Consider the following 24,759-nt stretch of genomic DNA (forward strand, 5'->3'; position numbering starts at 1 on the left):
TGTTTCGATTTATGATAACATTCTTTAGAAATAAAATCACTTAAAATGCTGCTGTTAAGTTTTAATCCAATGGTATTATTGACAATTTAATACACGTTTTTACTTTTTAATTCTGATTTAAAAGGAGATGAATTTACTTCAGGGTATAGGCTTAAAACTTCTGAATGAATTTGTTTTTCAATATCTTTTATAATTGCCAATCTAAATTCATTTCCAGCCTTAAAAACGTTATCGCTTTTCATTAAAAAAATAGTGCTTCTGGCCTCTCTTATTGCCAATATATCTTCCAAAATTAATATTTCATACATATTACCTATTTGAACCTTTAGAATTTTCACAAAAAAAACAGATATTCCTCCTCCTGTAGCACTCTTCATAATTATTTCTCATCCTATTGCATTTATTGCTTCTTTAGTAATTGTTAAGCCAAGGCCAATTCCTGATATTAAATCCACACTTTCTCCTCGGCTAAAAGGTTCAAATATTTTTTTTAGCTCTAATTAGGAAATTCTAATTCCAAAATCTGTAACTAAAATAATTGTGTGGTCTTTTTCAAGTGATAATTCAATAACTTGTTTTTCTTTCTCTTTATTCTTAAAGATAAGTTTTTTTGGATTTTATGTTGAGTCTGAGCTTGGACACTAATCAATTTATTTTTTTACGCAATATATTATAAAATTTTATTAATTACAATTATTAATATTTTCGAAGTAAAGGCATTAAAAAATAAAGGAAAAACATCTTCACAATAAAATCTTTGTTCAAAAACCGTTCTACTAGGAATACAATCTGAAAGCATAGTAACATTTAACTCTTTTCAAAAGTAGACCTTAAAGTAGAGTCAATATAAACGGAACTGAGAGATCCAAAAAAGCTATGTTAGTGCTATTAGATTCTATCCAATCTGACTCAAGAGAGGTGTTTGCAAGAGCATTTAATCCTTGTTTCTCAGGAATCTCAATAATTTCATCTCCAAACTGTGCTTGCTTACTAATTGTTTGAAACCCGAGAGATTCTTTTTTAAAAGCGCCAACTTTTTTAATGGTTTTTCGTGTGCAAACAGGTTTAATTAGTTTTGAATAATTTTCTGAAAAGATAATAGAGGTAGATATAATTAAGACATCCTCTAGTTCCTTAATATTCCTGTAATTTCTAATGATTCTTGAACAATTCTTCTTGATAGTCTATCTTTTGAAAAGTAGTCGTTTTGAAATCCAATTATTACTATTGCCGTTTTTGTGGTTTAATGTGTTAATTGTTTTCGTTTCGTCATTTAAAATGGAGTAAACTTCTTTGTACGAGTTAAGGCGGTATCAAATCTTATTAATTTTCAGTATATCTTTTGCGATCATCTTCTTCCCTTATTTTTAAGATATCAACCTTTTAAACAAAAAAACTTGAGTAGCCTTTTATAATTGCTAATTATAATAGTTAGCTTTGATAAACGAACACTCATGTAATTGGTAAAGTCACTTTAAAATTAGAGCCTATTTTAATTTCGCTTTCAACCTCTATTTTACCCTTATGTAACTCTACTGCTTTTTGTAAAACAGATAATCCTAATCCAGTACCAGAAATTTCACCTACATTTTCACCTCTGTGAAAAGGCTCAAACAGGAGTTTAATATCTTTTTTTGAAATACCAATACCATAATCTTTAAAACCAAATACAACTCTAGTTTTGTATTTATTCATGCTTATTTCAATTGGTGTATTCTTCTCTGAATATTTTAGTGCATTACTAAGAAGATTAACTACAACGTGTTTGATCCACTTTTTATCCACACTTGCCATTATTGAGGGTAAAGAAATCTTATAGGTTAGGTTTCTGCTTTTAGACTCACTGAGTTGGTATTCGAAAATGATATGCTTTATTAAAGGAATAATATCCAAAACTTCTGGATTATAGTCTAATTTTTGTACATCAGATTTTCCAATAATTAAAATATCTTCTAGCATGATGGTCATGTCTTTTACTTCGTTTTTAATCTTTATCAAACGCTTGGTAATATCTTCTTTACCTAATTTGTCAAAGTACTTCAGAATTACATCAGAAGCGGCGCTTATAGATGTGAGTGGTGTTCTGAACTCATGAGATGCCATCGCAACAAAACTACTTTTAAGTATACTCAATTCTTTTTCGCGTTCCAATGATTCTTTAAGTTCTTGTGTTCGTTCATTTACTTTTATTTCGAGATTTTTAGTAAAATTTTCTTTTGCTTTCAAAGATTCTGTTTTTTCAGTAACATCAATACAAATACCATATAAACGGGTAACGTTTCCGTTCTTTCCTAAACGAACCTTTCCACGGCAATCTATGTACAAATCCTTTCTGTCATCAAAAATTCGTCTCTGTGTCAATATATACCCTTTCTTTTGGTTAATAGCTTTTTCGAATGCTTCATTAGCAAGTTTATGATCGTCTGGATGCAAAAGATTAACGTAGTTTTCATGAGATGGAATGAACTTTTCTGAATCGACATGTAAAACGTAAAACAAATCTTCAGACCAAATCATATTATTATTGATAAGGTCAAGTTCCCAACTACCCATTTTAGCGACTCGTTGTGCTTGCTTGAATCTTTTGGTAATATTTTGCATTTGAACTTCTGTTTCCTTTAAATCCGAAATATCAGCAGTATATATATTGAGATACTTTTTTGATAAAATATATATGGCGAAAAAGCGTATGGTCTTATTGTTAAATTGCAAATCAAATTGATAAACGCCCACTTTTTTAAATGAAAAATTGAGTTCTTGGATAAACTTTTCTTTTAATTTTGAATTTGAAGATCTATTTAAAAATAAACTAATTTTCTTACCCTGTTTATTGGCATATATTAGATCTTTGGTCTGTTTCGAGAACCTCATAACAGCATTCGGGTTTTGTTCTGAAAACAAATTAGTGTTTTCTAATGCGTCCTTTAGCTGTTCATTGGCATTATATAATTCTAAACTTTTTTTTTCAAGTATACTTTCCGCTTCTTTCCGAGCTTTTTTCTCCCTTATAAGCGCTTTTTTAAGTAATTCTATATCCATAGTGACATCATTTTTTTTTGATTTTCAGTATGACTATTTCACCATCATCCTTTTCACTGATTTTTAAGATATCAATGTCCTCATTAAAATACTTTGATGCACCTTTTATTAGACCAATGGCCAAATCAGACAATTTTCTTGATGACATGTAATTTAAAGTCATCTCATCCTTACTATTTATTTCTGCTTCGAAAGATGGTAACTCTGCTTCGGGGTATAACTTCAAAACTTCTGGATGAATATATTTTTCAATAGAATCTAAAAAACTAAATAAATTAGATTTCTCCATAAAGTGTGGGTAATCATTGCTCAAAGTAACAAAGAAATATTCACCAAAAATAGTCAGTAATTTTGGAACCGGAATTTCCTTTATTTGAGATAATTTCCCAACCATTTTAAACATATCTTTATGGCTATATGTGCCTACAGATGTATAAACGCCATTAGTGGTGAGGTCACATTCATCAATTATCTTTTGAACTATCTCTAGTCCAAATTTATTTTCTAATAGCTCTAAAAATTCAGTAAATATAATTCCTTTCATAATCGTTATTAAAAAAAATGAATAACAAAACTTAGTTAATTTAAGGATAAAAAACGATTTGAAATAACTCAGTTAAAATTGAGATATTAATTAATCATTATAGTCTAAATATACAGAATTTAATAAAAACTGGAATCGTTTGTAAAAGGCATTAGTTTTGTTCTTTAATTATACATTATTATAAAATCGTTATTGTTTTTTATAAAATACAATAGGAGAACCATAATATTCTATAGATTTAAAGATTTACGATAAAAGCCATTTTTTTTTGTTTTTTCTAATAGCGTAATTAAATTCAAGATTTTAATTCAATAAGGCTCTAGTTTAATACAGCTATTATATGTATATTTAGATTATGAACATAGATAATCTAAAAGAGGAAATACTATCACTATCCACTCTAGATCGTGATAATCTGTTAAAGGATATTACAGATTCACTTGAGCATAATCAATTGGTTGAGCGGGCTTCCCGTCGCCATATTTTAGATAATAAAATGGGCGGATGCCCACATTGTTTACATGAAAAATATGTTCGTTTTGGAGTTGACAAAGGCTCGCAGCGCTATAAGTGCAAGTCTTGCAATAGAAGCTTTACTGAATATACTGGCACTTGGATGGCGGGACTTCAAAGAAAGGATATGATTTCATCTTATTTAAGTCTTATGGTTCAAGAAAAAAGTTTAGATAAAATAAGTTCAGAATTAGGCATCAATAAAAAGACAGCCTTTGATTGGCGTCATAAGATATTAGCTTCATTCGATACTAAAAATGACGATGACCAAGACAACTTTACAGGTATTACAGAGAGTGACGAAACCTTTTTCCTAAGATCAGAAAAAGGTATGGAGGTAAAAGATAGGGAATCAAGAAAAAGAGGCGGTAAGTCTAAAAAGAGAGGTATAAGTAAAGATCAAGTTGCGGTAATTGTAACACAGGATAGAAAATCAACATTAGACCTTAGCGTGGCTAAACTCGGTCGAATAGGAAAAGTAGATATAGAAAATGCTATCGGTAAACGTGTTATAAAGGATATAACCATATTGTGTAGCGATGCCCATCACAGTTATAAAGGGTTTGCCAAAGATAGCGAAACAGAGTTCCACATCGTAAATGCATCAAAAGGAGAAAGAGTAAAAGGAAAGTATCACATACAACACGTTAATTCTACTCACAATAGAGTTAAAAAATGGATTGAAAATACCTTTTGGGGAGTATCAACAAAATATCTACAACAATATATGAATTGGTATCGAATAAAGGAAAATATAAAGTCTAGAAGCGATAGAGCCAACGCCTTTGTGGAAGAAACAATTGCTCTAGGTACATTGAAACGGTATAATCAAATCGAATCTAGATATGAAAACTTAATATCAACGCAGACCTAAACTAGAGCCTTCAATAAATAAAAACCGTACACATATAAAATTTCGAAGAGCTTTTGTAAGTAGGCGAAGACTGGCGACTTTTTGCGAGCATTATAATACTGTAGTTCTTCACTTTCGACCTAGCGTTACAAAAAGTTGAGATTTTACTTTCCATACATTTGACAGTTTAATCCACATAGCTGAATAATTTACATCAACTAAAGAATCATCACTTTTTCTGGATCGCCCCCATTCCAAGTTCCGGTTTCATAAGCCAGTCTTATTTTTTAATAACTATAATTTCTTTTGTTTCGCGAAACCAATATATTTTATTTTTTCCACCATCTAAATATGTTTTTTAATGCTTTTTTCCAGATAATAAATTTCCGTTTCCTGTTGTAGTTAAAAGGTGATCTGTTAGATATATAAGTACTGTTTTTTCTTTGTGCGATTTAAAAGCTAAATTTGACCCCTTTCTAATTGCTAATATTTGTTCTTCATTAGTTTGAGGTAATAGCTCTGATGTGTAAATAAAGAGGCCTAGAACTGCAAGAAGAATCTGTTTTGTGTTTTTCATTTATTCTATATTTTGTTAGGTACTGTTTTTAGTTTTTGTAATAAGAGGTCATTTGATTTAGACCATGACTAAATCTGCTGTAAGGAGTCTACTTGTAAATAGCTACTTTTGGTTTTAGAGCTATAAATCAAGCATACATTTTATATTTTGTTGGTGGTAGTTTTATTTCTTTTAGCAATGTTTTAGATTTAATCATTGGCAAGTGCTGACGACAGATAATGAAAAATCAAAAAGAAATTGATATTTATCTGAATTCTTACTAACACCTATACTGTGAACTAGCTTCTTTCTGTCTCCGATGCCTAAGTCTTGAAACTTGTTTGTAATTATTATACCGTTCTCTGGGTCATGTGCATTTGGATTTATTGGATTTTCAGATGATCCTGGTTCTCTCTCATAAACAAAGTAAATTGGTGCTGATGATATCTTTACTTCGTCTTTTGGAGACCACCAGTTAGGATCTATCCAAATACCATCAGGAAGCGCATTATAAAAATAAAATCCTTTAATACTTGGGCTCTATTGGTGTCCATATTTGCAGCTGATAATACTTTCGCGAGAAGAGCCTCCGATAATAAAGTTAGACGTGTCAAGCTTGTATTTTTCAGCATTATTTTAACCCATTCAAACATAAGTTCCACGTCATTCCATCCCGTTTCTACCTCACTTGGTGTATGTACTGAAGTTAGAGACTCCCATGCAATAACAGAGGTGCCTTGGGCATTCAAATCTTCTATTATTGAGTTTAACATATAAGTACTACCATCATTTCCGTGAGCATGAAAATAAACAGGCGTTGAACAATCTGATTCAGCTTTATAGAGATCAAGGAACTGTCTAGACTTTGAGCTATATTGTACTCCTTTTAAAACTAAAATTTCTGTTAAAGAGTTATTGGTTTTTCCTTCATTATTAGAACTACAGGAAACAAAAAGTATAGCGACATTTAAAATCAACTACTTGAAATTATCTGTACCATTTATCAAACCAATTGAATCTTTTGACAAAGTAATTTCTTGAACACCGCCTAATAAACCACCATATTTTGTAGAATAATAGAATCCCGTTTGATTTAGCTTTTGAATTTTGAAGTACTCATTTTCATTAGTTTTCTTACCAGAATTTGAGTAATTCAATAACAATATACTGATGATTAAAATCAGAATTATGTTTCCTCTATTATTCATGTTATTTGATCAATATCTTATGTTACACAACGACTCGGCTAAAAATAACCCTACGGGTCGCAAATGCTTATTTTTAGCCGAGTCGTTGTGTGTAGTTAATTTAATAGGCTAGCTATTAATTTTCCTCCACAAACGATTATTGTTTCCTTAATTATACCTGCGAAAGTTTCATACGATGTTATTGTATAACCGTCATCCCGCAGGGAATAGGTGCCGTTTATATTATCAATTACTGTGTTTGATTTTCCTGAATTAATTACAGCGCAACCACTTGAATTTGTTCTAATAATTACAATGCCATTTGGTTTAAAATTGTATTTCTAATTATCCTTTTTGGGTTTAGAATCTAATTTATATGACCATTCTTTGGAAGTGATATCCTTGGAGCTATATGTCCAGTGGCCTAATAATTCTTCATTTGATTATGCAATTAAATTCTATGTTATGAATAGATAGATAAGAAATATAAGTAGCTTATTTATTTTTTATTTAATTATACACAATTATTTGAATTCAAGATTTACATTCAAGTCGTTCGTCGATTCTTTAAATACTTTCTTTGTCAATGGCCCAATAAGACTGTCATTTACTTTTTGGATAATGAAATATTCTATCGTCCCAGTGTTATTGTCACGTTTAATCAGAGGATCACGCTTAGCAATTATATGTCTTGAATCTGATTGTACTTCAATTACGTCACCTTTAATAATTATATCACTAAAAAGATATTCCTCGCTTGACCTATAAAGGATTGATTCATTTTCAGGATATCCAACATCTATCGCTTCATATTTGGGAAGATGGAAATATCCATCGCCTAAATCTCTATCACCACACGAGGCAAAGAACATTAGAATTAGTAAGAAATATAAAGCTCTGTTCATCATTTTTAATTACACACAATATCCATATAACCCCTGTTCAACTCTTCAGTATAGAGTATATATCTATTTAGGACGTTGATTTATTATCAACTAAATCAACACTTTGATATAATTATTTCAAGAGATTTTTTAATTAACCAATAAAAATGCTAAAATCAAGATTCTAAGGCGACAGAGGTTTTCAACACTACTCCCCTATTTTTTTCTTGCATCACAAACGCAGGTTTTAGTCATTAAGTTTTCCCTAAACGTCTTCGTATTCTACTTAAAGCTTCTGGAGTAATACCAAGATAGGATGCAATCATATATTGAGGGATTCGTTGTATTAATTCTGGTCTAGCGATAAGCATATTGGCATAACGCTCTTTGGGAGAATTTAAAATAAATGATGCGTTAATATCGCATACTTTTATATACAAACTTTCAGCTAGCAACTTTCCGAATTGCACAAAATTTGGAATGTTTTTGTACATAACGTCAACATCCTTTTTTTTAAAAAAGATAACCGTGCTATCTTCAGTAGCCTGTAAATAAGTCAAAGACTTTTTCTCGGTTAAAAAACTTGAATAATCTGTACAAAACCCACCATCCAAGAAAAATTGTTTGCTGTATTCTTGACCATCAACCGAATAAAAACCTCTAAACGCTCCTTTATTTATAAAGGCAACAAAATCACATACCTTTCCCTGTATTAAAATAAATTCATTTTTCGAAAAATGTCTTACTGTTGTCAACTCTTCAATAAGAAGAACATCCTTTTCTTCTAAATCTATAAATTGTTTAAAAAATGAAATAACCTGCTTGTGCATTCTTTTGAGTTTAAAACATTAGATTCCAGCTAAAATACAACATTTAGCTTTTTGATTTTGTATCGCCTGTATTTAGGTTATTATTTTCTGTTCTAAGATAGCATGGTGTCTATCAGAAAATATTCAACTGAATCTCTGGTGGTTTATTGGTTAGATCCTCCCTCTTTTGAGTTTGGTTTTCCATAAAACTGAACAGGTCAATATAGCTCCTTAGGTGTAATCTTAACATCGAGATCATATTTGAGTATGCCCAGTTCTTTTTCACCCGTTTTTGTACTATCATCATCAATAAGTGTATGTTCAGTCCACACCATATCTGTATCTCTATGGCGCTCTGGTGGTCTCCCAAGACCTATTTTAATGGAAAGTTCTGCTTTAGTCTTTTAAACATCGTTTCAATCTGCCATCTGTGCATGTAGATATCACATATTTTTTCTGAACTCAAAAGGAAGTTGTTGGATATGAATCTAGATTTCTTTTTCTTTATGCCCACCAAAAGGCTAGGCAGCGTAATTTTATGGTCTGTCCGTTTTTCTTTACGGTTATAGTCTCATCCTTAAGTATATTGTCTAACGTACCTTGCTGTGGATTAAACTCGGATATGCTTTTACAGGACAGGAGGCATTCTCTTTTTGGCGTGTCACAAAATAAATGTCTTGCCGTGTCCATTCAAAGTATTGCTTATAATCAGTATAAGCTTTATCAAAAACAACAAATGACCCTTTCTTTAAGTCGAGTTCTTTAATAAATGTAATGCGTGGCTGCGCTACTAAAACGTACCAGACAAGGATCGTCTTCCAGTGCGATGATTATTATGTACATTGTAATACCACCTTTCTTTTTACCATTTGTAGGGTTATGCCCAAAACCTTTCAAAATATCACTAAACAAACTGATGGTGGTAGAATCAACTATTTTGAGATATTTATTAGGCAAACGAAGCGGGCTGCTGTCCGATAAATCTCTTGCATACTTACCCAGTAGTGCATAATAGATACTTGCAAAGACCTCGCCATTGCGATTTGCATTGGCATCAGATAATGTACTTCGTTTTGGAAAAATTTTAAGGTTGAGATGACTGAGTATGCCCTCACACGAAAGCATCACTGTTGATAATTCTCGAAGTTAATTCACACCATTTAATATACCGTAGAGTATGGAAACTAGATGTTCGTAGGTTTTACAGGTCTTGTAGTAGCAACACTGTCAAGGGATTCAGCTGTCCGACTAATTATTTTTGCAGGAATCAAGTTTAATAACTGCTTTATTATGTGATGTCCGCTAAAGTGGTATACTATAAAGCGGGTAATCCTTTTAAGAAATCCCGCTTTTAAATATGTTTAATTGAGCACTACTGTTTTTAAAATTGAAAACGATAGCCAAAATCAGGGAAAAAGCCAATTTGATTTATTTGTTCTATGCTACTAGTACTTCTATTATATCTTCTAACAAAAACATTATCTCTATTGGTAAGGTTTTGGAAGTCTACATAAAATTTATGAGATGTTTTTTTCTTATTACTATTAAGCGTTACTGCAAATTTTAAATCTAGTCTCAGGTAATCTTCATATTGCTCACTAAACGCTAAATCATCTTGTAAGACTTCATACCCTGCATTTTGTGAAGCCTCCAAATCTACCGGTGTAAAACGATTTCCTCCTGAGGTTACAAAACGAGCATCGATGGAAAAAATATTTTTCTTATTCTCTCCAAACTTAAACTCTTTCCCCGCTAAAAAATTAAAGATGTGACCACCATTAAAAGGGGTGCTTCGTTCGATGCCATCACTACCTTTATAGGTACTCTCAAAAAAAGAACTTGTTATCAAGGCATGATATCCTTTGCTAAATGATTTTTCTAAGGTGAGTTCCAATCCTATATTTTCTCCAGTTCCTGAACTAACTAAATCTGTATTATCTGATGAAAATGTGAAATCTGCTCCTTCGGTTAATGAAGAATAACTAGATGGGGATCCGTCTATGGCAGCATTATCTATTTTTTGATAATAGGTTTCTACTTTTGCTCTCCAGCTAGGTGCAATTTTAACATCATAGCCTAAAACATAGTGCTGACTTCTCACAAAATCTAAATTTTCATTAGGGTTTGTGATCACTCCATTTACTTCTTCATTTAGAAATAATAATGGGGTGGCTATATTTTGATGATGAAGACCGTACCCTATATTTAGCGTATGTTTAGGGTCTATTCTATAAGACATAGAGGCTCTTGGTTCTACAACAAACTGCTCATTAAGATCACTATACATGGTATGTATTCCTGTATTTAGGGTCAGTTTTTCAGTCAATCTATATTTAGTTTGAATGTAGGGTTGAAATACATTATAACTCCCGTTAATACTTCTAATGGTTACTAAATCAGGGTCTCCATCACCGTTTAAATCTTCTTGTTCATCTCTCTGCTTTCTATCTAAATCTGCTGAGAAATTCTCTAATAATAATCCTGTTCTAAGGGTGAATTTATTGTTGATTTTAGTATTGAATAATGTTGAAAATGTTAATCTAGTTTCTTCATTGTTATTTTCTGCAAATCTTATAATCCTTTGGTCATCGGTAGCCAAATCAATAATACGGTCTTCTTCAAAATCGCTGCTATTCGATGCGCCTGCAATGACTGTTTTTAAATACGATTTTTCGCCAATGTTCAGTAAATGCTTAGCTCCTAAAACACCAATGTTAGAAGACACATAAGAGTTTTCATCTTCTGCTGAGAAAAGGTCATCTTCATCAAAATCCTCACCGATTAAATCGATGCTTGATGTACCCATGATTCCAAATAGAGAGAATGTACCCAGTTTGCTTTTTCCTAAATTAATATTAAATGAAACATCAGAATAATTAGGGGTGTCGCTGGTTCCTGCCCCTCCTATAAGTCCGATAAGCGAGTATCGTGCAGCCACCAAAAACGAGCCGTTATTCTTTCTGTTCAATGGGCCTTCTGCCGTTGCTTCTAAACCCGTGAAGGCTCCCACTTGAAAAGAATACTCATACTCATCTTTGTTTCCATTTCTAAAACCCAAATCAAAAACACCTCCAATGGCATTACCATATTCGGCAGGGAATGCAGAGGTTATAAAATCAGAATTTTTAAGAAGATTGGGGTTTAATGCAGATACGGGGCTTCCTGTTGTCCCTAAGGCCGAAAAATGATTGGGACTTGGAATTGGAATACCTTCTACCCGCCATAACAACCCTGTTGGAGAATTCCCCCGAACTACGATATCATTACGGCTATCGTCTGGTGAAGCTACTCCTGCAAAATTACTTACCAATCGTGCAACATCATTTCTTCCACCAGCATATCTTGCAACTTCTTTTACACCAAATTGACGTGCGGAGACTGACGAGAATTTGTTTAAAGATTTTATTTTATTCGTTCTACTTGTAATTATGATCTCGTCTAGACTCCCATAAGATTCTGTAAGTGCTACGGTAACATCTACATCTTTTCCTGTACTCACTTCAATATCTGGAATTGTACTGGTTTCGTAACCAATGTAACTTACTCTAATGGTTTTTCTGCCCACAGGGACATCCGTTAATGTAAAATACCCGTCAAAGTCTGTAATTACACCTTTGGAAATTTTAGCCCCCAAGAGTTCTACATTAGCTCCGATCAATGGAAGTTCGGATTGTTTATCGAGAATTTTACCTTTTATAGTTCCATTCTGTCCATACATTATGGAGGCAAATAATGTAAAAATAATAAAGATTGATTTTTTCATAGTAATTGGTTTGATTTTTATTTCTACAAAGAAACATTGCTTCAAAGCTTAAACTCGTTGACTTAAATCAATAAATTTAGTTGAGTGATAAAATTTATTAAATTTTTCTTTAAGCACATATAAAAAACCAAAATATGCATGTATCATATTGTTTTACAGTGTTTTGTATAACATTCGCTAAAAAATATTAATCCATATTTAAAAATACGTTTAGCCTTTCTGCCCTATTTTTTAATTTTAATTAGATTTATTTGATGCCGATTTATGCCAATTTTATAACAACACACGAAGGCTATCATAACAAGTCATATTAATTTTTCTATGCTTTGAATATCTTGTAGATGCGTTTTTTTAATATCAAATCCACTAGACTTCACTGCTTTAAAAGACCTCTCAATTTGCCATCGTTTTTGATAATCGTGTTGTGCATTTTCAGGCTTTTGAGTTAATCATTTAGTCATGAAAGTATTCAAAGGTCAAAGCATACTCAGTTTTGTAAAAGAACTACCAAATGATGAGGCTTGTAAAGCATATTTAGCCAAAATTAAATGCTAGGATGGTTTTAAATGTATGATATGTAATCATAGCAAAAGCTGTGAAAAGAGGGTTATAGGTATCATTGCTACGGTTGCAATCATGTCGAAAGTGCCACAGCAAGCACCTTATTTCATAAGGTTAAATTTGGTTTACAAAAGGCATTTTGCGTTGTATTTGAAATGAGTACGAGTACTAAAAGTGTTTCCAGTATTCAAATGGGAAAGCAATTTGTTATTCGACATGGTACAGCTTGGTATTTTATGCAAAAGGTTAGAAAATCTATGAGAAGTAGTCTAATGTATCCTCTAACTGAAATAGTTCATGTAGATGAGTTTACTGAAGGAGGCCAATAAGAGACAAAGCAAGGCAGAAGTTATGATTCAAAAAAAAAGGCAGTAATAGCTGTTGAGTTGAACGTAAGACATCAAATAAAAAGAGTCTATGCAAAGTCTATAGATGATTATTCAGCGAAATCATTAACTCCACTATTTGAAGAACAGATAAGTTCTTCGGCAAAAATAGTTACCGATAAATGGAAAGGTTATGTTCCGCTTAAAAAAAGCTACATTATAGAGCAAAAACTAAGTAATACCAATTTAGTTTTTAAATGATGCATTAAAAATTTGAATTATACTACGACGTAGCTCAGCACAGGTTTTTTACTTAGCTGAGGAAAAAAATATAAGCATAGCAATAGTTACGGTTCTATTTTATGACGATTAGTAAGTGAAAAAGAAACTAATTTTATACGACATTTGAATGCTAAATTGGTATAATAACAGGAGAAACTTTAAAGAATTACATGTAGTAATTATGCAGTTGAAATCTTGGCTAAAGGCTATACCAACTCATGTTAGTAAATGGCATTTGCAAAGCTATTTCGAAGAATTCTGCTTTAAAATTAATCGATCTCAATTCAAACAAAGTGTTTTTCACAAGACTATTGAAAAAATGGTAATAGCTAAACCGATTTTTCATAAAGATATTAAACAGAGGTTAAATGTGTAACTCAATAAAATTGCATAAAGTTATTAAGTAATATCCATTGAATATAGACTTGGGTTCTAGTCATTTTTCTTTTTCTCCCAAAATAGTAATGATTGGTTTTATTTGTGGTAATGATAAATGTATGCTCAGTGACCCTTATTCATATCCCATATTTTGTCCATTGATTATACGTCGTGTTAGCCTTTGTATCTCCAAATTTAAGAATCAGATTATGTTTATGGTGTTTAAGTCTATATTTCTTTTCTTTCCTCTAAGCTCAATACTTCCCAAAGGGATTAGTTTATATCCGTCAGTATCAGAAATAAGATTAAAAGTCTCCTTAGAAATCAAGATGTCTACGTTGTATTGATTGCATTGTTCCTGAATTCGTGCAGTGGTATTTAGTACATCTCCAGAATAGATGATATCTTTTTTAATAACACCAACTTCACCTGCCATGACAGAGCCGTAATGAATACCTGCCTTGAATTCTGGCATAACCTTATATTTCTTTTCGTAAATAGGCCTTAGATCAACAAGTTTTTCTTGAATCTGCGAAAAACAATTAAGACAATTTGCATTTCGTATACCCTTTTTCAACGACCAAGAGATTACAATTTCATCTCCAACATATTGGTATATCTCCCCTTCATTATTAAGAATCGTACTGGTCACATCCGCAAATAAATCATTCAATAAATTGAAGTATTTCTCATTGCCTATTTTCTCTGCAATTGAAGTTGAAGAACGCATGTCCATGAACATAAAAATTCTTTCCTCTTTTTTTGGCTGGTGGTAATTTCCTGCGAGGAATTTTAATAATATACCAGGGCCAAATTTATCATTGACTTGTAATAGGAATAGGGTTAAAAGTGTTATAGCACCCCACAAAATAAAAGTTGTAATTAAGGTCGGATTAAGAATGAATCCCAAAGCTGTTTTTATTGTGTCAAATGAAACTCCAGAGAATCCCTGTTCTACTAATACATTTGTAAATGTGGTCACCACGTTAACTAGAACAAAGATCAAGACATAAGCCGTGAGCGTTGTGAGCATGGCAAACTTGAAAGATCTTCTCCTGAACAATTGGCTATTTACAGAAACAAGTATGATCCCTCCAAGTACTCCGGCAATTAGCCCGACTACTATGTTTGATAGAAAATAAATTCTAAAATTGAATAAAGGTGAAGGACCTAGGGAATATGGGGAATTGATTAAAGCATAATTGAAAAAAAAGATGAATATATTTATTAAAATGTAGCCAATCGTAATTACGGCTACTTTGTTGAGATTCATCTTTAGTTGTCGGGATAATTTCATCTAATGGAAGATAACGTCTGGTATAATGTTAGTTGCGCGTTTAAAGCACTAAATTTAGTAAATAAAACGAACCAGAGGAAATACCGAAGGAATTTCCAAGCAAACTAGAACCAAGCCATTAATTATACACGGCTTAAGTTTACAATTCATTTAATTTAGATATAAATCAGAAAGCACCAAAGAGAGGAATAAGGTTAATATACAGGCAGAGACTATGATCTAGTCAATCCCGAAGCCTCGGAATAAATCCCCTCTCTTTTCTACACAGGTTTCGAACTTCCTATATCTATCGGGAGTATGAGGCTTTATACCAAATTAGACCTATAATGACGCAATAAATCGTTTCTTTTTAGCCTGCTTTTCATCAAAAATAATTACCGTAGCTAAGGCTATGCTAGTTATTTTTGATTTCAATCAATCAAAAAATAATTCAATTTATTCATACGGCATTATAAATATAATTTGGTATTAGACCTCGAATAAGTAAAATAGGCAACCAAAAACTTCGCAATTTATTATTTATGTGCAGTTTTAAGCCTTGTTGTACCTGCCTGCCAGTAGGCAGGTACAACAAGGCTTGTAGAGATCTTTATGAGCGGATATTAGCCAAAGGAAAGAGTAAGAAATTGGCATTAATTGCGGTATGTAATAAGCTCTTAAAACAAGCCTTTGCCATCGCAAAATCAGGGTTGATATATGATAAAGAATATAAAAGTACTCTAGTGAAAAATTAATGAGTTTTTACTTGTTTTTTGCCACAGTACTTTGTTGTGGGTAGTTTTTATTCACATTTATTTAATTCCGAATAGAATTTAATCGGATTGCGTTTTATGTATTCCTTGCCATTTATGGATTTACAAAATTTCGCTTTATCCATTTTTATAATTATTTCTAAATACGTAACAAAGTCCTCTGCGTATTCTCCGTCGGCGAAGCTTATTAGCTTTAAGCTCGGTAAATAAAAATCAGAATTTTTTTCAGAAGTCACTTGTTCAAAAATAAGTCGAGTCGTTTCATAGAAAAAGTCTGTTTTGCCAAGATTATGGTCAGGTCCAGTTGTTCCGCAGTATAATTCAAATTCAGTATAGTTTTCAGGAACAAGTTTTATTAAAATAGAGTCAGGAATTTTATTTTCCTTTAAATATAATTCAGATGCAGTATTTAAGTTTTTCTCATATTCAGATACATTCAGAGTATTTAATTCGGTTAAATTTCCAAAAGTCAGAAACGAAAAAATCATTAAAAGTGGTAATGTCAAAAATTTAATCATAGGTTTTTCTCAAATGTGCTACGTTGTTGCACAAGATTAGTTGCTGTATTTGAACACTAAAGTTAATAAATAATTACTGAATAGAAAGTCCACGAGTCCCGACGGTTCGGGATTCCTAAGTAAGCCAAAACAAAGCAATTAATTTTGTATGGTGGTTTGGGTAGGCTTTCTGCGTTCTAAAATTCAATTCTATTTCCTTTTTATTTTGTCCGACGAATTATAAATCCGTTTTCAACTTTTTCAAATCCAATTTTTGGGTAATATTCCATTGCAATAGATGCCGAAAGTAAAATTAGAGCCGTTTCTTTTCCGATTTCCTTTTGAGTCAATTCTATTAGTCTTTTTCCAATTCCGTCTTTTTGATATTCACTTTTTACAGCCAAATCCGACAAATAGCAAGCATAACAAAAATCAGTTATCGAGCGTGAAATTCCAATCAGTTCGTTATTCAACCACGCAGTTATAATCAGATTTGAATTTTCATACATTTTCCTTATTCGTCCGCTATCTGATGTCGGTCTTTTTATTCCAGAACTATCATAAACTTCAATTATTTCTGATGTTTTTGGAACAATTCCGACTTTAAATTCAATTATTTTCATTCGATTACAGTTTTTTTTAGCTTACACCCCTCCCCCCTGTATCAATCGTGCGTTATGGTTAAGATAATGTTCCGGACACAAAATAGCCAAATATGCAGAGTGGTCTATACCTTTTTTTTATTCCTAATAGGCCAATTCGCAAAATTGGCGGGTCTACCAGAATACACAGAACTTTCCCCTAGCACTGCCCACGACGCATGATTTGATCACAGAATGTTATGCTTATTTTGTTAAGAGTTCAACAAATCTGCTACTCATCCAACCGACAGAGAAATAGCTGTCTTCATATGCATAATCATAGAAAGTTCTATCGTTCGTTTGATTGTTCAGCATAAATACAAACCACCAGACTCTTCCAGTATTATCAGTTCGTTCGGCTAATGCATAACCCAGGTCACCTGCTGTAAAAGTTGCTAAGATATTGTCATCCAAAATTTGGGGTGAATCTCTTAAAGAGTATGCTTCATTTAGAACCTTGAATTTCTTGGGACTAGAAAGTTTAGCTGGAAATACAGTTCCACCAATCCAATTTACTTTTTCAAGTATTTCGAAATTGGTTCCATCGTAATTCCAACGTTCCAATGAGTAGGTGTTCCCAGCGCAACAAGGCCAATGAATAAGCTCAAAATACAGAGTTCCGCCTATATTTGTTCTCCAAAAAGATTCAACTGTTCCGAACCTATTGAATACTTCAGAATACTTTCCATCTGAATTCTTTTTAAGAATTGTTATTCCAGTTGGTTCTCCTCCAGAAAATCCTTCATATACGATTTCCAAATCATCGTCCATATCTAGATCAATGAATTTGAACTTTTCCAACTCTTCTTGGAGTTCGATCCAATCATTTTGCCCGTAATAATCCTTTATTAACCAGTGATCTAAAGACTTTGCAATCTCAAGTTTTGTTGAATCGGGAACTTGAGTTTCAATGCTTGTCCATTCTACAGGCTTGGTCAACAATACTTCATGCTCCTGACTGAATGTCTGGAAAGAAATAATAAAGGCCAAATGGGCAAAGAGTATTTTCTTCATGAAGGTCAATTGAGCATAACTTTGTTGTACAAGTTTTTTCGCGGTGATTAAGCGATAAAGTTAATAAATAATAGCTGAATAGAAAGTCGGTGAGGACTTTCGTAAGTGGGCAAGAACTAGCAATAAATCATATACTTTGTTAGCCACTGTTACTGTTTTTCTGCATACTTTAGAGGTGTTCGATATATGTCTCTTACCTCTGTCGCACCGTTTTCAGTATCAGACGTATTTACAAATACAATAATACCGATTCCATTTTCCCGCAAAAAATAAGCGTGCGAAAGCAAACCTAAATCGTTTCCGCTATGACCAATTTTTTCAGAATCCACAGTCCAAAACACACCTTTTCTAAAATCAGACGAAACAGGATCTTTCATCATTTCTTTATAACTCTCAGCAGTTAATAAATTATCCTCACCTTTATATCCTCGAATCATCGTACTTAAAAACTTACCATAATCGATTACGTTTGAAATCAAATTGCCATCAGGATAAGTTATTAAATCGGCATCTGGCATTGGATACCCATACCAGTATAAAGATGAAACATTCTTGGGTTCGTAATTTTTGCCTCTCCAACCTGTATTATTCATCTGCAAAGGGTGTAATATGTGTTCTTTTACAAACTCGGCATAATTTTCACCTGTTGTTTGCTCAATGATGTAGGCTGCAATATTTGCCCCCATATTACTATATTTATAAGTATTCCCTGGGTGTTTATTGGAGAAGTTTTGTTCTTTGTTATACCAAGTTTGGTCCTTAACATATTGTTTTTTTATAAATTCTCCTAAAGGCATTATTTTATTTGTATTAAATAATTCAATCCATTTTTTCACTTCCACTTTTAAATCTTTATCGGAAAAGTTGGTGTAAAAAGACGGTATTTTGTTTTCAAACACGTAAGTTCTATCATAAGAATCGCCATCAAGTATACTTGACGTATGGTTTGCTAGTTGTTGTATGGTAATGTTTTCGTTTGGAAAATTGGGGTTGTATATTTTAAAAGGTAAATAGTTATTAATATTGTCATCCAAACGTAATTTCCCCATTTCTTGGGCTTTCATTAATGCAACCGAGAGCAATGTTTTAGAAATAGAAGCAATGGGTTGTGCAGTATGGATAGTGTAAGGTTTTTTTGTTTCTTTATGAGCATAACCAAAGCCTTTTGCATAGACAATACCGTCTTTATTTACGATTGCTACACCAAAGCCAACAAGATTACTGTTTTTACTTAATTTCGTCAACTCAATAGTAATTGAATCATTAGTACTTTGTGCTTTGATTGATATGCTTATAGCTAGAATTAAGAATAGGATAATTACTTTTTTCATAAATGTAAATGTCTGTTCTGTTTAAAAGAAGACGAGTAGAAGGTTTTTTTGTTACGCCATTCTTTAAGTTAGCATGACGTTTTGAATATGCGTAGTGCAGGAATTCAAAGCTCCAGTTTATCAAGCCGTTGCCGTTTTTAGTAAATGTACTACAGTTTAAATTTCATCTAATGATAGAGGTTTCGGTTGTTTCCCATCACTATCTTTTACTCCGTACTTTATAGCCTCTTTTGCAACTATCAGTATTTTTCCCGTCTTTTCAATGGCTTTTATATCTGACGCTATTTTGGATATTACAATACCAATAAATTCAGGTGATTCCGAATTGCTTAAATCAAAATGTTCTTTATTTTCTATTAACTTCGAATCAATAGTTCTTTATTTATAGTTAAATATTTCGTATATTTATAGATGGAAAAAATAGACTTAAGGAGTGTTTCTGATCAGGAAAGAGGTATAATTCGAAGGGATGCTGTAAAAATGATAAAACGTGGAGATAAAAAAAAAGACATAGCTCTGTTTTACGGTGTTCATGTAAATACTGTTAGAGATTGGTGGAAGCTTTACAATAAAGAAGGTCATAAATCTTTGTCATATCAAAAACGAGGAGTCAAATCAGAAGATCGAAAACTACTCAATAAAGATCAAGAAGCTGCAATCCAAAAAATGATTATTGATGTAATGCCCGATCAACTAAAGTTAGATTATGCTTTGTGGACTACAAGGGCAGTAAGGGATTTGATAGCAAGAGAGTTTAGTATTACAATCGGAAGAAGAGCTGTCGGTAATTATCTCAACGCTTGGGGATTCACGCCTCAAAAGCCAAAAAAGAGAGCTTATGAACAATGTTCCAAAAAAGTTCAAAAATGGTTAGACGAAGAATATCCAGCAATAAAAGAGAAGGCAAAACAAGAGAAGGCAACTATTCATTGGGGGGATGAAACGGGTGTAAAAAACAATAATCATCATGGACGTTCCTATGCTCCAAAAGGAAAAACTCCTGTTAAAAAACATATGTCGAAGCGGTTTTCAATCAACATGATTTCTACAGTTACAAATCAGGGTTTAATTCAGTTTATGATATATAAAGAAAATATGAACTCAGATGTATTTATTCAATTTTTAGAACAGCTCATCAAATCGCAAGAAACCAAAGTATTCTTAATCCTTGATAATTTACGAGTCCATCATAGTAAAGTTGTAAAGAAATGGGCGGAAGAAAATGGCGAAACCATAGAACTATTTTACCTGCCATCATACTCACCTGAGCGAAACCCAGATGAATATCTGAATTGCGATTTAAAGTATGGACTCTCGGATAAACCGGCACCAAAAACACAAGAAAAAATGAAAGAAAATTTAGAGAATCATATGAAAATGCTTCAAAATGATAGCGAAAGGGTAGCAAAATATTTTAAACATGAGAGCATCAAATATGCTGCATAAAATTAAAGATCTTTAAGTGCGAGGTTAATAATACTGCTTCGGTTCTTACAATTCCAGGATATAAACCAATTACAGGAACATTGAATTTAAATAATTCAAAAGCCATAGCTTCAGTCATCTTATCTGTTGCTGCTTTCGAAGTGCAATAAGCTACTCCTTTGTCATTTCTTTGAGCAACCCAAAATGAAAGGTTAAAGATTATACCTGACTTTTGTTCTGTCATTTTTTTAGCGGCTTGAGCGCTTGCAAAATAAGCTGCTCTAACTCCAGAAGAAAACATTTTATCCCATCTTGAAATTGGGGAATCCCAAAAACCTTCTTCTAACCAAAATTTTGTACCATCGTTAAAGTATTCATATCCTCCCCAAACACTATTTACTAAAATATCGATTTTGTTATGTGTTTCAAAAATGTGTTTGAAAACCTTAACTACTTCTTGGTCGTTAGTATGGTCACAACATATAGCTTTACATCTGCCTCCATTTGCAATAATTTGTTTCTCAGTTTCATAGATAGTTCCTGAAAGTTTAGTTGTATTATTTTTTTCGTTCTCCGTTCTCCCAGTTATATAAATTGTTGCTCCACTTTTAGCCAAAGCAATAGCTATTCCTTTACCTATTCCTCGACTTGCACCTGTTACTAGTGCAACTTTATTTTCTAATTCATTCATTAATGTATTCAGTCTGTTTTAGTGTAAACTACGTTTGTTATATGGTTTGATGCGTAATTAAGTACATAATTTAGTAAATAAAAACTGAGTAGAAAATCCGCAAGTCCCGACGCATCGGGGTTAGTAAGCAAGCTCAAACTAGCAATAAATTATATGCGGTATTATAAAGCGTATTATTCCAGCTTCCCCATTAAGCCCCAACCATTAGCTTTGTCGATAACAACACAATCAAGTGTATTATTACCTTTTTTTAAGTTTAAATATAATTTGTTAGCATTGATATCTATGTGTCCTTGGTATTGTAATCCTTTAGATCGGAATGCGTTATTGCCACTAAAAATAGCTGTTCCATTTAGATAGACTATTATTTTATCACTATAATCAAATGAAAATAGCCTCACTTGATTGTTATTTGATTCAATACTAGTTGAAGCCACAGCATAGACTTCTTTGTTTTTTTCGAAATTACCTGATGATGGCTTTTTAATGAATTTTGAGAATGGAAGTAGACCAGAATTTTCGGTTGTAACAGTTACGAATTTCTCTTTTGAAAAACTGTTGAAGCTTAATTCGTCTTCAATAAATGGAAATGCTTTTGTAATATTCCATTGCGATATAATGTTAGGTTCTTTCTTGTTTTGAGTTTCTTTATTAGTTTTAATAGTAACCTCTTTACTAGTAAAACTAAAATTTGAAAACCTATTATCAAATAGTGAAAATAGGCCTATTTCTCCATTATTGTTTGCCGTCCTAAGATCATCTAGCGTAAGCACTTTTTCATCATTAATAAAAACTTCAGCAGTATTACTGTTTATTTCGATACGTAAGGTATTCCAACCTTTATTTTTAAAAGTAACATTGGCTTGGTATTCTTTATATAATTGCCAAGTAAGCTCTTCATTATAAGTTGGAGAGTATTGTAATGCATCAGCTTGGTTAGATTTATGAAGCCTCATATAGACTTCTTCCATAGTGTTTTGTTGCTTTCTAAAAATGATGCCAGCAAAACTTCTATTTTTATTGGCGAATACATCAACCTCTATAGTTCCATTTGAGAATTGTTTGTTTTTCACAAAAGCTTTGCCATTTAGAAGAAGTGTTTCTCTATCGTCAAATGTTTCAAAAGTAGAAGTTCCTTTATGTATTTCCCAGTCCGAAGAATTCATAGGAATATCAGTAGCGTTATTTTGTGCATATGATAATTGCAAGCTAAATAGGATGATAAACAAATTGAAGCAGAATAAATTTTTCATAGTATTTTCGATTTTTTAATACTTGCAAAGGTTGGCCTTCGTTCTCGCAAAGAACATATCATTTTATAATAAATGACTATCATTTTGGTAATTTGCGATACATACTTGGAGTAATACCCTCGAGCCTATTGAAAAAGCGTGTAAGATTATTGGCTTCACTAAAATTTAGAGCATTTGCAATTTCAGAAATAGTTTTATTGGAATAACTTAATTCCATTTTAATTTCCTGCAGTAATCTAAAATGGATAATTTCTTTAGAAGTACATCCAAAGTACGCTTTTGTAACACTATTTAATTGCTGTCTGGAAGTGTTCAGAATTTCACAATACGCTGCTACAGAGTGAAATTTCCGGATATGTAACTCTAGCTTTTCTTTAAACCTGTAAGCAGTTGAACTTCCTTGTGTTTCTGGCGAAAGATTATAATGTTTTGAAAATAATCTGTTTATTTTTGATAAATAGAAATATAAAAGAGACCTGATAATATGAATACTATCATTTTGAAAATCATTTATTTCAGATATGATTTCATTTAATATAAATTGAATTTTATCATATTCTCTTCTTGGTAGCTGTAAGTATTGTGGGTATTTTGAATTGTAAAAGTATTGAAGTCTATATACAAACAGTTTGTCGTCAAAAAAATCAGATAAGAAATCATTTTGAAAAACAAGATGAAAGCCTTTAATATCTGAAAGGTCTATTTCACAGCTTTTTTTTTGGTATGGTGAAATAAAAAATATGGAGTTTTCTTCAATATTTAATCTATCTCCATTTAACTCGATATACCCTTTTGCTTTTTCAAAAATGAAAATTTCAAAAAAGTCGGTAGTATGAGGGGAATTTTCAAAAAAAACATTGGGATTTGTTTCGAATTTGTGCAAATCCATTAGGAGTTCAAATCCATATTTTTCTTTTTCAAAATGAAATGTGCTCAAATCTTAATTCTTTTTGTTTGTGGTTTTATATAATTTAGTAGAGTAGAGCCTGATTGTTCTTCTCATATTCTCTATACGAATATAATAAAACAATCAGCACCCCCTTCATCAAACACTTCGACAGGCTCAGTGCAGCGCCGTGCATGAAGTTTTCCCTCACACAGCCTGCCCCGTTTTTGTCGGGGGCTTACCGATAGATTTCTTTATTGAGCTTTCGCAAGGGTTTTTAAACGTGCATACTTTTCTATGTCAAATAGGTTGTAAAATTTAACCAAATTCTCATAGGGTCGCTGGCGTAGCTTCCGATGCGCTTTCCTTCCTTTGCACTTCATCCATTTAAATAATTTGTAATCCAGATGCTTTTTAATGATTTTTATGGTTTCCCAAATATGTGTAACCTTACTGATAGAAAAGTAATTTAGCCAACCTCTTAATAATTGATTAACCTTCCATACTATCCACTCAATTGTCCAATGTTTTCGATTTGCAAATAGCTTCGTCGAAAAGCTTCTATAAGCGTATTGCCCTCACAGAGTTTTCCGTAAAGACTATAAGCCTTGAAGCCCTTATCTTGCTTGGCTCTAATATATAGCTTCCTCTGAAAAACACGAATAGCTGCATCGCTTTGCGATGGACTTGTTAATAGATTTACATCAATATTTGTCATTCTGTCTTTCATATAAGCATATCTAAAGTAGTGTCCCTTTCCTAATTAGAGTTTTGTTGTCTCTAACATCATAGGTACTATGAACACCTCCGACTTCTCTTGCTACAGCTAGTAATTTCGTAATACTTATGTACTAGCTTTTATAGTTGCCACCATTTGTAACAAGAGACCTCCCACAGCCTGCCCCGTTTTTTCGGGGTTTCGTAGTTTTCCATCTATAACCACGCCATCCCTATGACTCCGGTAGATTGTTACACTTCATACTACTGTTTATCCATGCAACATAACAGGGTTCGAGAACGTCGAAACTCTCCCCAATCTACAGATACACTTATCGAAGCTACTACGGGTTCACACTTGCGTATTACAGCTTGGTTATTTGAACATGCCCAGCTTCAGCGAAACCCTCACAAATTTAACTGTCGGCAGCTCTTCTAAATGAACAGCAAATTATTTAGGTAGGATTTACACCTACTGGAAAAACACAACTTCGTGGCGCACCAGCGGTTTGGTGTATAAGAATAGTTGAGTGATTTAAATATTAAAGTTAGCAAATAAT

At 32.5% G+C, this 24,759-nt stretch carries 24 protein-coding genes and 4 pseudogenes; 6 read left to right on the forward strand and 22 right to left on the reverse strand.

What is annotated here, in order from left to right; all coding sequences use genetic code 11:
- Positions 1–86: 86 nt before the first annotated feature.
- The 3 genes from P700755_RS18405 to P700755_RS18420 form a co-directional block, all read right to left on the reverse strand.
- Positions 87–377, reverse strand: coding sequence for a hypothetical protein (locus P700755_RS18405; RefSeq protein WP_015026112.1), 291 nt, complete (start codon positions 375–377; stop codon positions 87–89).
- Between the two features lie 1,075 nt (positions 378–1,452).
- Complete coding sequence (locus P700755_RS18920) at positions 1,453–3,039, reverse strand: sensor histidine kinase (RefSeq protein ID WP_015026113.1); 1,587 nt, start codon at positions 3,037–3,039, stop codon at positions 1,453–1,455.
- A gap of 7 nt (positions 3,040–3,046) precedes the next feature.
- Positions 3,047–3,583, reverse strand: a complete 537-nt coding sequence (locus tag P700755_RS18420; RefSeq protein WP_015026114.1) for a heme NO-binding domain-containing protein — start codon at positions 3,581–3,583, stop codon at positions 3,047–3,049.
- 355 nt (positions 3,584–3,938) lie between these two features.
- On the opposite strand from P700755_RS18420, the gene P700755_RS18425 reads away from it, so the two are divergent.
- Positions 3,939–4,970 carry an IS1595-like element ISPto1 family transposase gene (locus P700755_RS18425; RefSeq protein WP_015022784.1) on the forward strand — a complete coding sequence of 344 codons (1,032 nt, stop codon included), beginning with the start codon at positions 3,939–3,941 and terminating at the stop codon, positions 4,968–4,970.
- 337 nt (positions 4,971–5,307) lie between these two features.
- On the opposite strand, the gene P700755_RS18430 is transcribed toward P700755_RS18425, so the two are convergent.
- The 9 genes and pseudogenes from P700755_RS18430 to P700755_RS21435 form a co-directional block, all read right to left on the reverse strand.
- Positions 5,308–5,526: a hypothetical protein gene (locus tag P700755_RS18430; RefSeq protein WP_015026115.1), complete on the reverse strand. Its 219-nt coding sequence runs from the start codon at positions 5,524–5,526 to the stop codon at positions 5,308–5,310.
- 461 nt (positions 5,527–5,987) lie between these two features.
- On the reverse strand, positions 5,988–6,482 hold the full coding sequence (locus P700755_RS18435; protein ID WP_015026116.1) for a hypothetical protein: 495 nt from the start codon (positions 6,480–6,482) through the stop codon (positions 5,988–5,990).
- The gene (locus P700755_RS18440) at positions 6,483–6,713 is read right to left on the reverse strand and encodes a hypothetical protein (RefSeq protein WP_015026117.1); all 231 of its coding nucleotides are present in this window, start codon (positions 6,711–6,713) and stop codon (positions 6,483–6,485) included.
- Between the two features lie 503 nt (positions 6,714–7,216).
- Positions 7,217–7,600 carry a DUF3997 domain-containing protein gene (locus P700755_RS18445; RefSeq protein ID WP_015026118.1) on the reverse strand — a complete coding sequence of 128 codons (384 nt, stop codon included), beginning with the start codon at positions 7,598–7,600 and terminating at the stop codon, positions 7,217–7,219.
- Positions 7,601–7,830: 230 nt separating this feature from the next.
- The gene (locus P700755_RS18450; protein ID WP_015026119.1) at positions 7,831–8,406 is read right to left on the reverse strand and encodes a Crp/Fnr family transcriptional regulator; all 576 of its coding nucleotides are present in this window, start codon (positions 8,404–8,406) and stop codon (positions 7,831–7,833) included.
- Positions 8,407–8,758: 352 nt separating this feature from the next.
- The gene (locus P700755_RS21430) at positions 8,759–8,899 is read right to left on the reverse strand and encodes a transposase (protein ID WP_157609345.1); all 141 of its coding nucleotides are present in this window, start codon (positions 8,897–8,899) and stop codon (positions 8,759–8,761) included.
- Positions 8,900–9,147: 248 nt separating this feature from the next.
- Positions 9,148–9,513: a hypothetical protein gene (locus P700755_RS19740; protein WP_157609346.1), complete on the reverse strand. Its 366-nt coding sequence runs from the start codon at positions 9,511–9,513 to the stop codon at positions 9,148–9,150.
- Between the two features lie 253 nt (positions 9,514–9,766).
- Positions 9,767–12,148 carry a TonB-dependent receptor gene (locus P700755_RS18460; RefSeq protein WP_015026120.1) on the reverse strand — a complete coding sequence of 794 codons (2,382 nt, stop codon included), beginning with the start codon at positions 12,146–12,148 and terminating at the stop codon, positions 9,767–9,769.
- Between the two features lie 305 nt (positions 12,149–12,453).
- Positions 12,454–12,561: pseudogene (locus P700755_RS21435) on the reverse strand (transposase); the annotation flags it as partial.
- Between the two features lie 46 nt (positions 12,562–12,607).
- Between P700755_RS21435 and P700755_RS18465 the strand changes: the two are divergent.
- Both P700755_RS18465 and P700755_RS18470 read left to right on the forward strand, forming a co-directional pair.
- A pseudogene (locus P700755_RS18465) lies at positions 12,608–13,293 on the forward strand (IS1595 family transposase); the annotation flags it as partial.
- A 166-nt stretch (positions 13,294–13,459) separates the two neighbouring features.
- Positions 13,460–13,693, forward strand: a pseudogene (locus P700755_RS18470) (IS1595 family transposase); the annotation flags it as partial.
- A gap of 204 nt (positions 13,694–13,897) precedes the next feature.
- On the opposite strand, the gene P700755_RS18475 reads toward P700755_RS18470, so the two are convergent.
- Entirely contained in the window at positions 13,898–14,992 is a 1,095-nt protein-coding gene (locus tag P700755_RS18475; protein WP_015026121.1) for an adenylate/guanylate cyclase domain-containing protein, read from the reverse strand.
- 470 nt (positions 14,993–15,462) lie between these two features.
- Between P700755_RS18475 and P700755_RS20955 the strand changes: the two are divergent.
- Positions 15,463–15,726, forward strand: a pseudogene (locus P700755_RS20955) (IS110 family transposase); the annotation flags it as partial.
- Positions 15,727–15,773: 47 nt separating this feature from the next.
- Here P700755_RS20955 and P700755_RS18480 read toward each other — a convergent pair.
- The 4 genes from P700755_RS18480 to P700755_RS18495 form a co-directional block, all read right to left on the reverse strand.
- Positions 15,774–16,262 (reverse strand): hypothetical protein, encoded by a 489-nt coding sequence (locus P700755_RS18480; protein WP_015026122.1) that lies wholly within the window; start codon positions 16,260–16,262, stop codon positions 15,774–15,776.
- Between the two features lie 200 nt (positions 16,263–16,462).
- Positions 16,463–16,864, reverse strand: coding sequence for a GNAT family N-acetyltransferase (locus tag P700755_RS18485; RefSeq protein WP_015026123.1), 402 nt, complete (start codon positions 16,862–16,864; stop codon positions 16,463–16,465).
- Positions 16,865–17,086: 222 nt separating this feature from the next.
- Positions 17,087–17,896, reverse strand: a complete 810-nt coding sequence (locus tag P700755_RS18490; RefSeq protein WP_015026124.1) for a hypothetical protein — start codon at positions 17,894–17,896, stop codon at positions 17,087–17,089.
- A 149-nt stretch (positions 17,897–18,045) separates the two neighbouring features.
- The gene (locus P700755_RS18495; RefSeq protein WP_015026125.1) at positions 18,046–19,227 is read right to left on the reverse strand and encodes a serine hydrolase domain-containing protein; all 1,182 of its coding nucleotides are present in this window, start codon (positions 19,225–19,227) and stop codon (positions 18,046–18,048) included.
- Between the two features lie 411 nt (positions 19,228–19,638).
- Here P700755_RS18495 and P700755_RS18500 point away from each other — a divergent pair, with 411 nt between their 5' ends.
- Complete coding sequence (locus P700755_RS18500; protein ID WP_015023751.1) at positions 19,639–20,673, forward strand: IS630 family transposase; 1,035 nt, start codon at positions 19,639–19,641, stop codon at positions 20,671–20,673.
- Here P700755_RS18500 and P700755_RS18505 read toward each other — a convergent pair.
- The 5 genes from P700755_RS18505 to P700755_RS18520 all read right to left on the reverse strand — a co-directional run bounded on the left by P700755_RS18505 (position 20,657) and on the right by P700755_RS18520 (position 24,212).
- On the reverse strand, positions 20,657–21,343 hold the full coding sequence (locus P700755_RS18505; protein WP_015026126.1) for an SDR family NAD(P)-dependent oxidoreductase: 687 nt from the start codon (positions 21,341–21,343) through the stop codon (positions 20,657–20,659). The two genes, P700755_RS18500 and P700755_RS18505, sit on opposite strands and share 17 nt — an antisense overlap.
- Positions 21,344–21,516: 173 nt before the next feature.
- Positions 21,517–22,596: a 3-keto-alpha-glucoside-1,2-lyase-like domain-containing protein gene (locus tag P700755_RS18510; RefSeq protein ID WP_015026127.1), complete on the reverse strand. Its 1,080-nt coding sequence runs from the start codon at positions 22,594–22,596 to the stop codon at positions 21,517–21,519.
- 79 nt (positions 22,597–22,675) lie between these two features.
- Positions 22,676–23,533 (reverse strand): helix-turn-helix domain-containing protein, encoded by an 858-nt coding sequence (locus tag P700755_RS18515; protein WP_015026128.1) that lies wholly within the window; start codon positions 23,531–23,533, stop codon positions 22,676–22,678.
- Between the two features lie 203 nt (positions 23,534–23,736).
- A complete protein-coding gene (locus P700755_RS19650) occupies positions 23,737–24,000 on the reverse strand; it encodes a group II intron maturase-specific domain-containing protein (RefSeq protein WP_083858536.1) in 264 nt (87 codons plus the stop codon).
- A complete protein-coding gene (locus tag P700755_RS18520) occupies positions 23,988–24,212 on the reverse strand; it encodes a hypothetical protein (protein ID WP_041758528.1) in 225 nt (74 codons plus the stop codon). The genes P700755_RS19650 and P700755_RS18520 overlap by 13 nt, the downstream gene beginning before the upstream one ends.
- 264 nt (positions 24,213–24,476) lie before the next feature.
- On the opposite strand from P700755_RS18520, the gene P700755_RS20210 reads away from it, so the two are divergent.
- Positions 24,477–24,638, forward strand: a complete 162-nt coding sequence (locus tag P700755_RS20210; RefSeq protein WP_157609228.1) for a hypothetical protein — start codon at positions 24,477–24,479, stop codon at positions 24,636–24,638.
- The last annotated feature ends 121 nt before the right edge of the window (positions 24,639–24,759 follow it).

Source organism: Psychroflexus torquis ATCC 700755, from assembly GCF_000153485.2.
Lineage (GTDB): Bacteria > Bacteroidota > Bacteroidia > Flavobacteriales > Flavobacteriaceae > Psychroflexus > Psychroflexus torquis.